12 protein-coding genes are annotated in these 8,065 nt (G+C 66.7%); 6 read left to right on the top strand and 6 right to left on the bottom strand.

Annotated elements, in window-relative coordinates; genetic code table 11:
• A partial coding sequence (locus VF662_RS15860) for a NupC/NupG family nucleoside CNT transporter (RefSeq protein ID WP_464142920.1) occupies positions 1-915 on the bottom strand: 915 nt, incomplete at its 3' end.
• 34 nt (positions 916-949) lie between these two features.
• Complete coding sequence (locus VF662_RS15855; protein ID WP_464142921.1) at positions 950-1,519, bottom strand: LOG family protein; 570 nt, start codon at positions 1,517-1,519, stop codon at positions 950-952.
• Positions 1,520-1,629: 110 nt separating this feature from the next.
• Here VF662_RS15855 and VF662_RS15850 point away from each other — a divergent pair, with 110 nt between their 5' ends.
• The gene (locus VF662_RS15850; protein WP_464142919.1) at positions 1,630-2,274 is read left to right on the top strand and encodes a queuosine precursor transporter; all 645 of its coding nucleotides are present in this window, start codon (positions 1,630-1,632) and stop codon (positions 2,272-2,274) included.
• On the opposite strand, the gene VF662_RS15845 is transcribed toward VF662_RS15850, so the two are convergent.
• From VF662_RS15845 to VF662_RS15835, 3 genes are all read right to left on the bottom strand, one after another.
• The gene (locus VF662_RS15845; RefSeq protein ID WP_464142918.1) at positions 2,271-2,492 is read right to left on the bottom strand and encodes a hypothetical protein; all 222 of its coding nucleotides are present in this window, start codon (positions 2,490-2,492) and stop codon (positions 2,271-2,273) included. The genes VF662_RS15850 and VF662_RS15845 overlap by 4 nt on opposite strands.
• 34 nt (positions 2,493-2,526) lie before the next feature.
• Positions 2,527-2,928 carry a cupin domain-containing protein gene (locus VF662_RS15840; protein WP_464142917.1) on the bottom strand — a complete coding sequence of 134 codons (402 nt, stop codon included), beginning with the start codon at positions 2,926-2,928 and terminating at the stop codon, positions 2,527-2,529.
• 67 nt (positions 2,929-2,995) lie between these two features.
• On the bottom strand, positions 2,996-3,328 hold the full coding sequence (locus tag VF662_RS15835) for a DUF3140 domain-containing protein (protein WP_464142916.1): 333 nt from the start codon (positions 3,326-3,328) through the stop codon (positions 2,996-2,998).
• A 72-nt stretch (positions 3,329-3,400) separates the two neighbouring features.
• On the opposite strand from VF662_RS15835, the gene VF662_RS15830 reads away from it, so the two are divergent.
• From VF662_RS15830 to VF662_RS15820, 3 genes are read left to right on the top strand one after another with little or no spacing between them, the layout of a single operon-like run.
• Complete coding sequence (locus tag VF662_RS15830; protein ID WP_464142915.1) at positions 3,401-3,706, top strand: YggT family protein; 306 nt, start codon at positions 3,401-3,403, stop codon at positions 3,704-3,706.
• Positions 3,703-4,590 carry a bifunctional methylenetetrahydrofolate dehydrogenase/methenyltetrahydrofolate cyclohydrolase FolD gene (gene folD, locus VF662_RS15825; RefSeq protein ID WP_464142914.1) on the top strand — a complete coding sequence of 296 codons (888 nt, stop codon included), beginning with the start codon at positions 3,703-3,705 and terminating at the stop codon, positions 4,588-4,590. The genes VF662_RS15830 and folD overlap by 4 nt, the downstream gene beginning before the upstream one ends.
• Positions 4,587-5,216, top strand: a complete 630-nt coding sequence (locus VF662_RS15820; RefSeq protein ID WP_464142913.1) for a MarC family protein — start codon at positions 4,587-4,589, stop codon at positions 5,214-5,216. Before folD ends, VF662_RS15820 begins: the two co-directional genes overlap by 4 nt.
• Here VF662_RS15820 and VF662_RS15815 read toward each other — a convergent pair.
• Entirely contained in the window at positions 5,206-6,987 is a 1,782-nt protein-coding gene (locus tag VF662_RS15815) for an AcrB/AcrD/AcrF family protein (RefSeq protein ID WP_464142912.1), read from the bottom strand. The two genes, VF662_RS15820 and VF662_RS15815, sit on opposite strands and share 11 nt — an antisense overlap.
• A gap of 76 nt (positions 6,988-7,063) precedes the next feature.
• Here VF662_RS15815 and VF662_RS15810 point away from each other — a divergent pair, with 76 nt between their 5' ends.
• Both VF662_RS15810 and VF662_RS15805 read left to right on the top strand, forming a co-directional pair.
• Positions 7,064-7,465: a GtrA family protein gene (locus VF662_RS15810; RefSeq protein ID WP_464142911.1), complete on the top strand. Its 402-nt coding sequence runs from the start codon at positions 7,064-7,066 to the stop codon at positions 7,463-7,465.
• A gap of 25 nt (positions 7,466-7,490) precedes the next feature.
• The coding region (locus VF662_RS15805) for a glycosyltransferase family 2 protein (protein WP_464142910.1) at positions 7,491-8,065 on the top strand (575 nt) is incomplete at its 3' end.

The following is an 8,065-nucleotide window of genomic DNA, read 5'->3' as shown; positions in this document are numbered from 1 at the left end:
CAGGCCGTTGGCGAGCGCCACAAGGGCCACGAAGGCGAGCACCATGGCGCCGACCGCGACTGCGAGCTTCACGCCGGTCTGGGCGCCCTGCGCCGCCGCCATGATGATGTTGGCGGGCCGCTCCCCGTCCTCGAACGTCTCAGCGACCTCTACGTCCTGCGGAACGCCCGGGTGCCCTTCGGGGAGCAAGGCGGCGGGTCCCGGGCCGCTGATCCGCGATGCGGGCAGCTCGATCTGCTCCGGCTCGCGCGGGGCGATCGTGTCCGGCATCATGATCTTCGCCATCAGGATGCCGCCCGGCGCCGACATGAACGCGGCGGCGAGCAGGAACGGCAGATATTGGGGCCCGAGCAGGCTTGCATAAGCCGCGAGGATGGTGCCCGCGACTCCGGCCATGCCCACCGTCATCAGGGTGAAGAGCTGCGCCGGCGTGAGAGTCGCGAGGTAGGGCCGGACGACCAGTGGCGATTCGGACTGGCCGACGAAGATGTTGGCCGCCGAGCCGAGCGATTCGACCCGGCCGATCCCCGTCACCCAGCCGATCCCGCCGCCGACCCAGCGCACCACCCGCTGCATGATGCCGAGATAATAGAGGATCGAGACCAAAGCGGCGAAGAAGATGATCACCGGCAGGGCACCCAGAGCGAAGGTGTTGGCGAGCGGATTGGTCGCGCTCGCTCCGAACAGGAATTCGGTGCCCTTGTTGGCATAGCCGAGCAGGTTGGCGACGCCGTGCGAGAGCCCCTGAATGCCCGCCCTGCCCCAGCTCGTGTAGAGCACGAGGACCGCGATGCCGGCCTGCAGCGCGAAAGCGGCTCCGACCACGCGCAGCCGGATCGCCTTCCGATCGGACGACAGCAGGAACGCGATCAGGAGAATCAGAAGGATCCCCAAGATGCCCCGGTAATTCTCCACGCTCTACCCTCCCCGACGCCGGTTCGTGCCCGGCTTACCAGACCATCTTCTTTTCGGACGCGCCAAGCGCCGCGTCCAGCTTCTCGATCGCCTCGTCCACTTCATCGGCCACCAGCAACTGCGCGCGGCGCGCCGGGCTCATGAAGCCGCTCGCGGTGGCGTGATCGAGAAAGCGGATCATCTCGTCCCAGAAACCGGCGACGTTGAGAAGTGCAAAAGGCTTGGCGTGGTAGCCGAGCGCGTTCCAGGTCCAGGCTTCGAACAGCTCGTCATAGGTGCCGATGCCGCCGGGAAGCGCAACGAAAGCGTCGGTGAGCTCCGTCATCTTCGCCTTGCGCTCATGCATGGTGGTGACGACGTGAAGCTCCGTGAGGCCCCGGTGCGCGACCTCCAGGTCCGTCAGCGCCTGCGGGATCACGCCATGCGCTTCGCCGCCGTTCGCGAGCACCGCATCGGCAACCACGCCCATCAGGCCAAGCCGGCCGCCGCCATAGACGAGGCCGATGCCGCGCTCGGCCATCGCCGCGCCGATCGCCTGAGCGGCCGCGCGAAAGGCAGGATCGGTCCCCATGCTCGAGCCGCAATAGACGGCCAGGCGCTTCATCGAGTTCAACTGAAAATCCCCGGACATGCGCCGGCGCTCGAATCCCGGCGCGGTGCGAAACCGGCTTCAAGCATCTTTTCGAGCGAAGATAAACCGCTTAGGCACTCACCATGGAAACCGCACCCGCACCGGGCCTCTCGCGCTCGCTCTTCGCCTTTTCGATCTTCTACGGCGGCATGGTCTGCATTGCAGGCGTGCTCGGCAATAAGCAGGTGGCGCTCGGGCCGCTTGCCGTGGAGGCGGGCATCTTCGCCTTCCTGCTGCTGGTGGTGGTCTCGTCCTCCGTCGCGGAGCTTCACGGCCGCCAGACCGCGAACAGGCTGGTGCTGATCGGCTTCGTGCCCTTGCTCGCCTCGCTCGCCCTCACTCTGCTCGTGCTGGCCGTGCCTGCGTCCAAGGACATGCCGCCCGACAGGCTCGGCGCCTTCGAGACGATGATGATGGCGACGCCGCGCATCTGGCTCGGAGGCATCGTCGCCTACGGCGTGTCGCAATTCCTCAACGTGACGATTTTCAGCCGCCTGAAGGGTGAGGGCGGCGGGCGCCTGCTCTGGTTCCGAGCCGGGGTCGCAAGCATCCTCTCGCAGATCGTCGACACACTGCTCTTCATCACCATCGCCTTTTACGGCGAGTTCCCGATCGGCAACCTGCTGGTGGGGCAGATGCTGGCAAAGGTGGTGCTCTCCGCCGTGCTCGTCCCGCCGCTCATCTACCTGTTCGTCGGGCTGGGGCGCAGGCTTGACGCCAGGGTCTAGGCGTCGACGAGGTCGAGCCGCCGCTTGATCTTGGCAAGATCCTCTTTCATGTGAGCCACGTCCGAGCTCAATCGAGCAATCTCCACCTGATTGGCTGCGAGATGCTGTTCGATCGACGAGAGCCTCACCCCCATGCTGAGCTGCTCGCGCTTCACGTCGGCAAGATCGGCTTGCATCCGCTTCAAGAGCTCAAAAGTGAGATCTGCAACGTCCGGCATGGCTTTTCCTACACCATCCCCAGTTAACGGCCAACTACTCCGAAGTCTCGCCGTCCCAATGGTCGTTCTCGTGGTCGGCGTCGGCCTGGGCCTTGTCCTTGTGGACGACACCGTCACGGTGCTCGGGCGGGCCGTAGATGGTGTAGAGTTTCAGCGGCCGGTCGGATGAAGCGACGACATTGTGCCGGGCGCCGGCGGGCACGATGACGGCGAAGTCGTCCTCCACCTGGTTCGGCGTTCCGTCGATGTAGACGGTGCCGCGCCCTTCCTCGACCCGGAAGAACTGATCGCGGTCCTCATGGACCTCCTCGCCGATCTCCTCGCCCGGCTGGAGCGTCATGAGCACGAGCTGAAGGTTCTTGCCGGTATAGAGGACGCGCCGGAAATCCTCGTTCGCGACGGTCGCTTCCTCGATATTCTCGACATAGCCCTTCATGCTCTTGCTCCCTCTTTGGCTGCTCGCGAGCTTCTCAACCCGCTCCGCGTCCGTTGCGTTCCGGTGCCTATTTGATGGGGTCGTGGCCCCAGTTCATCAAGGAGTAGCGCCAGCGCGAGGTGACCATGTTGGCCGGCTCCTGCGCCCGGTGCCGCCGAACGAAGCCGACCACTTTGCGCATGTGCAGAAAGTCCTCGCCGGAGAGGGCGCCCTTGGGCGTGCGAAGGATCTCAACGATGCGCCTGCCGGAGGCGTGGCCGACCGACTCTCCGCCGCCGCGCTTGAAGCCGACCCGCAGGCTCTCCGGCGTCTCAAGCCATTCTTCCAGCTCGGCGGGCGCCATGTTCACCGCCTCGTGAAAGGCGCGGTACACCGCCTCCCGGTCGATCTCGAGTCCCACGCCTGCTCCTTTGCCGCATTGCCCACCAGCCGCCGCTCACCTACATGGGCCGGGCGCTCGCGGGGAGAGATTATGCTGGTTGCCTTGCTTCAAATCGTGAACCTGCTGCTGGACGTGCTTCGCTGGATCATCATCATCCAGGCGATCCTCAGCTGGCTGGTCGCGTTCAACGTGATCAACACGAGCAACGACTTCATGCGCACCTTCCTCGGCGCGCTCGATCGGATCACCGAGCCGCTCTACCGGCCGATCCGCCGCGTGCTGCCCGATTTCGGCGGCATCGACTTCTCGCCGCTGGTGGCGCTGCTGGTGATCATCGCGGTCCAGATGCTGCTCAGCGGCCTCGCCCGCGACCTCATGATGTCGGGAGTGGCGTGAGCGCCGAGATCATCGACGGCAAGACCTTTGCCGAGCGGCTGCGCAGGCGCGTCGGAGAGGCCGTCCCGGCTTTCGCAAGTGCGACTGGCCGGAAGCCGGGCCTCGCGGTCGTCCTCGTCGGCGAAGACCCGGCAAGCCAGGTCTATGTCCGCTCGAAGGGCAAGGCGACGGTCGAGGCGGGGATGGAAAGCGTCGAGCACCGGCTCCCTGCGGCCACCACGCAGGATGCGTTGATCGCGCTCGTCCGCCAGCTGGGCGAGGACGAGAGCGTCGACGGCATCCTCGTCCAGCTCCCCCTTCCCCCGTCGATCGACGAGAAGGCAGTCATTGCAGCGATTGATCCGGCGAAGGACGTGGACGGCTTCACCGTCGCCAATGCCGGCCGGCTGGCGGTCGGCGATGAGGGGCTGGTCCCCTGCACCCCGCTCGGCTGCCTGATGCTTTTGAAGGACCAGCTCGGCGACCTCACCGGGCTCCACGCGGTCGTGGTCGGCCGTTCCAACATCGTCGGCAAGCCGATGGCCCAGCTTCTCCTCAAGGAGAATTGCACGGTCACGATCGCCCACAGCCGCACCCGCGGGCTGCCCGCGCTCGTCGCCCAGGCCGACGTCGTCGTGGCGGCGGTCGGGCGCCCGCAGATGATCCGCGGCGACTGGCTGAAGCCGGGTTCGACCGTGATCGACATCGGCATCAACCGCATCCAGATCGGCGGCGGCAACAGCAAGCTGGTGGGCGACGTCGATTTCGACACCGCCTGCGAGGTGGCGGGGGCGATCACGCCGGTACCCGGAGGGGTGGGGCCGATGACGATCGCCGTGCTGCTCAGGAACACGCTCGTCGCCGCGCATGCCCGTGCCGGCCTTGCGGCGCCGGAGGGGCTGTGATCGAGCTCTTCCTCTCCGCCTTCGCGACCCTGTTCGTGATCATCGATCCGCCGGGCTGCGCGCCGATCTTCGCCGGGCTGACGCGCGGCTGCCCGCCCGCCCAGCGGCGGATGATGGCGGTCCGGTCGGTTCTGATCGCAGCCGGGATCCTGCTTTTCTTCGGCCTGTTCGGCGAAGACCTGCTCCGCACCCTCGGGATCAGCCTCGCCGCCTTTCGGATCGCGGGCGGCATCATGCTGTTCCTCATCGCGCTGGAAATGGTGTTCGAGCGGCGCACGCAGCGCCGCGAAAACCGGGCCAACGAAGTCACTGCTTCGCCCGAGCATGAGGACATCTCCGTCTTCCCGATGGCGATCCCGATGATCGCGGGGCCGGGCTCGATCGCTTCGGTGATGCTGCTCGTCGCTCGAAGCGACGGGCTGAACGAATCGCTGGTCGTCCTCGCAGCGCTGGCGCTCACGCTATTGCTGACCATGCTGGCACTGCTCGCCTCCGGTCCGCTGATGCGGCTGCTCGGCCACAAGATGGAGGCGATGCTGACCCGGATCCTCGGCGTCATCCTCGCGGCGCTGGCGGCTCAGTTCGTGATCGACGGGATCAGCGTCAGCTTCCAGATCAACGTTTAAGGACGCGCCACATCTTATAGGGCGAATCCTTCGGCAGCTCGATCGGCTGCAGCCAGGCCGGCACCTTCCCCTTCGCCAGCTGCACGTAGAAGCCCTTCGGCGCTTCCGAGCTGTAGATGGTCGATTCCGACAGGCCCGGGCAGATCAGCACATAGTCGATCCCGCGCCGTTCGATCACCTGCCGGGCATGTTCCGGCGTCCCGCGGAAGGTCAGCATCACGTCGAGGATGCCGCGCTCGTTGCGGTGATAGGGGCCCGCGACGCCGTTATGGTGCGTGACCGTAATCAGGCGCGGGTTCAGATCGACGAAGGTCAGCACATAGCCCTTCGGCTGAAGGGCGATCGGCCGCAGCGCCGCAAGCGTCGGGCACCGGCCGTTGGCGCGGTTCACCGTCTTCAGCTGCTTCTGGGGCTTTTCGGCAGGCATGAACTTCACCGCCTGCTGCACGGCGATCCCTGAGATGAGGACGAAGGCACCCACCGTTCCGAACACGCGCACAAGCATCAGCTTCCGGCGCTGGATGAACGGGATGACGATCCAGGCCAGCGCCGTTGCTCCGGGCACCGCAAGCACCTGCGCCGAGGCGCCGGCGCGGCTCTGCCAGAGGAGGAGGAGGGCGGCAACGAGGGTAATGGCGCCGAGCGCGACCCACTTTACGGCCGCAGCACCCTCGCTTCGGCTCCTCCAGATCATCGCGATATAGCCGATCAGCCCGATCACCGGCAGCGACACGACCGCAGCGATGGTCGGCCAGTCGTGCCTGTAGATCGGCCGCGCCTCGCGCACATTCTCGAGCCAGAGGTCGTTGAGCTGCGGCGAGACGCCCTCCAGCCGGCCGAGGCAATGCGGCCATGCCAGCGCGAAGCCGGCGGCGATGATGCCGCCGAGCACCGCCCCCGCCGCCAGCCGCAGCGGCCAGGACCGGAGCGGCAGCAAGGGCAGGATCACGGCCGCGGCGCCCGCTCCCGTCATGGCCGACAGCCAGACCGGCGACAGCGCGTCGCAGACCGGCTGCCGGTTGTCGTAGGAAGCGAAGAGGAGGTAGCCGAGCGCACAGCCGCCGGCGAGGCTAGCCCCGTAGGTGATGAGCCGCCGCCCCTCCGCCGGGTCGCGCATCCACATCAGCGCCACCGCCGCTCCGAACAGAGCGAGATAGACGAGCATTTCCAGCCCGATCGTCAGCGAGATCGCGCTCGCGGCCCCGATCAGGAGTCCGCCGCGCGCCCGCCGCGGGTCGGCGAGGCCGGCCATTGCGAGGGTGAGCATCGCAAGCTGCCAGCCGTGATGGTCGATCCTGAGCGGCACCCACATGCTGCGCGCCGAATGGGCGCAGAAGAGGAGCGCGATCGCCAGCGCGTACGACTTGGGCGAAAGCAGCCGGCGCGATGTGAGCGCCATTGCGGTCATCGCCACCGCCAGCGGGATCATCGGCGCGATCGCCACCGCGCTCTTCTCCGCCAGCGGTCCGCCGAGAATCGGCCGGAGCACCAGCATCAGGCCGGCGATCGGCAGATCCACGAGCCGCGACCAGTGGATGTTGGCGCCATAGGGCGGGTCGAGCCGGTGCTGGCGAAGATCGAACCAGTCCTGCCCCTGCAGAAGCCCGCGGACCTGCATCATCCGCATATTGTCGTCTGTGTCGCTGAGGGCGAACCACTGGATCGCATTCCAGCGGTCGTAGACCAGCAAGGCGGCCATTCCGACGAAGATCAGAAAGGTGATCAGGCGCCAGTGCCGCGCAATGACGTCCGTCTCAGCCCCCTCGGTCACGCCCCTCACCCTTTTCAAAGCCCCGTCAGGCCATTAGTCGCTGCGCGGCAAAGGGCAAGCGGGGCGGGAGCGAGCAGTGTTATTGTCGGGGCGCCACTCCGAGCTTTTCTGGCAGCTCGTCCGCTATGCGCTGACGGGCGGGCTCGCGAGCATCGTCAATATCGGCGTCTACTGGCTGCTTGCAGCGCGGGGGATGGATCCCAACGCCGCCTGGGCGCTCGGCTTCGTCGCCGCCGTGATCGTCGGCTATGTCGTCCACAGCCGCTGGAGCTTCCGCGGCCACGGGCGGCGGGACAATCTGGCTCGGACCGGAGGACGCTTCATCGTCGTCTCGCTCGTCAGCTTCGGCCTCAATTCCTTCTGGGTCTGGCTGCTCGTGCGGCAGCTGGAGCTTCCGCTCTGGGCTCCCTACCCGCCCGTGCTGATCGTGACGCCGCTGGTGGTGTTCGCGCTCAACCGGCGCTGGGTGTTCAGCTAAACTGAAACGTGGCACAGCTTCCTCGATGCAGGCGTCCGATCTCCAGCTGTCCGTAATCGTCCCCGTGAAGGACGAGGAGCAGGCGATCGCCGCCTTCGTCGGACGCGTGGCGCCGATCCTCGACGGGCTGTTCGCCGACGGCGCGTGGGAGATATTGTTCGTCGACGACGGCAGCGAGGATTCGACGCTGCCGGCGATCGATGCAGCCAACCGGCGGGATGCGCGCGTGCGGGCGCTGTCGCTTTCCCGCAATTTCGGCAAGGAAGCCGCGCTTTCCGCCGGCCTCGACCATGCCCGGGGCAAGGCGGTCGTGCCGATGGACGTCGACCTCCAGGATCCGCCCGAGGTGCTCGGTGAGATGCTTGCGAAATGGCGCGAAGGCTTTGAGGTCGTCTACGGCGTCCGGCGCAACCGGAGCACCGACAGCCTGCCCAAGCGCCTGACCGCGGATCTCTACTATCGCGCGCACAATTACCTGTCGGACGACAAGATTCCTGAGCATGCCGGCGATTTCCGGCTGCTCGACAGGTCCGTGGTGGACGTGATCCGGAGGATGCCGGAGCGCAACCGCTTCATGAAGGGCCTGTTCGCCTGGAGCGG

Source organism: Allosphingosinicella sp., from assembly GCF_036387215.1.
Classification (GTDB): Bacteria; Pseudomonadota; Alphaproteobacteria; order Sphingomonadales; family Sphingomonadaceae; genus Allosphingosinicella.
This window is presented reverse-complemented; position numbering and strand designations above follow the sequence as displayed.

Excerpts from the sequence above, each read along its gene's own strand:
- VF662_RS15840 (WP_464142917.1), bottom strand. The coding sequence starts at position 2,928 with ATGAAGGGCTATGTCGAGAATATCGAGGAAGCGACCGTCGCGAACGAG.
- VF662_RS15845 (WP_464142918.1), bottom strand. The coding sequence starts at position 2,492 with ATGCCGGACGTTGCAGATCTCACTTTTGAGCTCTTGAAGCGGATGCAA.
- VF662_RS15830 (WP_464142915.1), top strand. The coding sequence starts at position 3,401 with ATGCTGGTTGCCTTGCTTCAAATCGTGAACCTGCTGCTGGACGTGCTT.
- VF662_RS15850 (WP_464142919.1), top strand. The coding sequence starts at position 1,630 with ATGGAAACCGCACCCGCACCGGGCCTCTCGCGCTCGCTCTTCGCCTTT.
- VF662_RS15855 (WP_464142921.1), bottom strand. The coding sequence starts at position 1,519 with ATGAAGCGCCTGGCCGTCTATTGCGGCTCGAGCATGGGGACCGATCCT.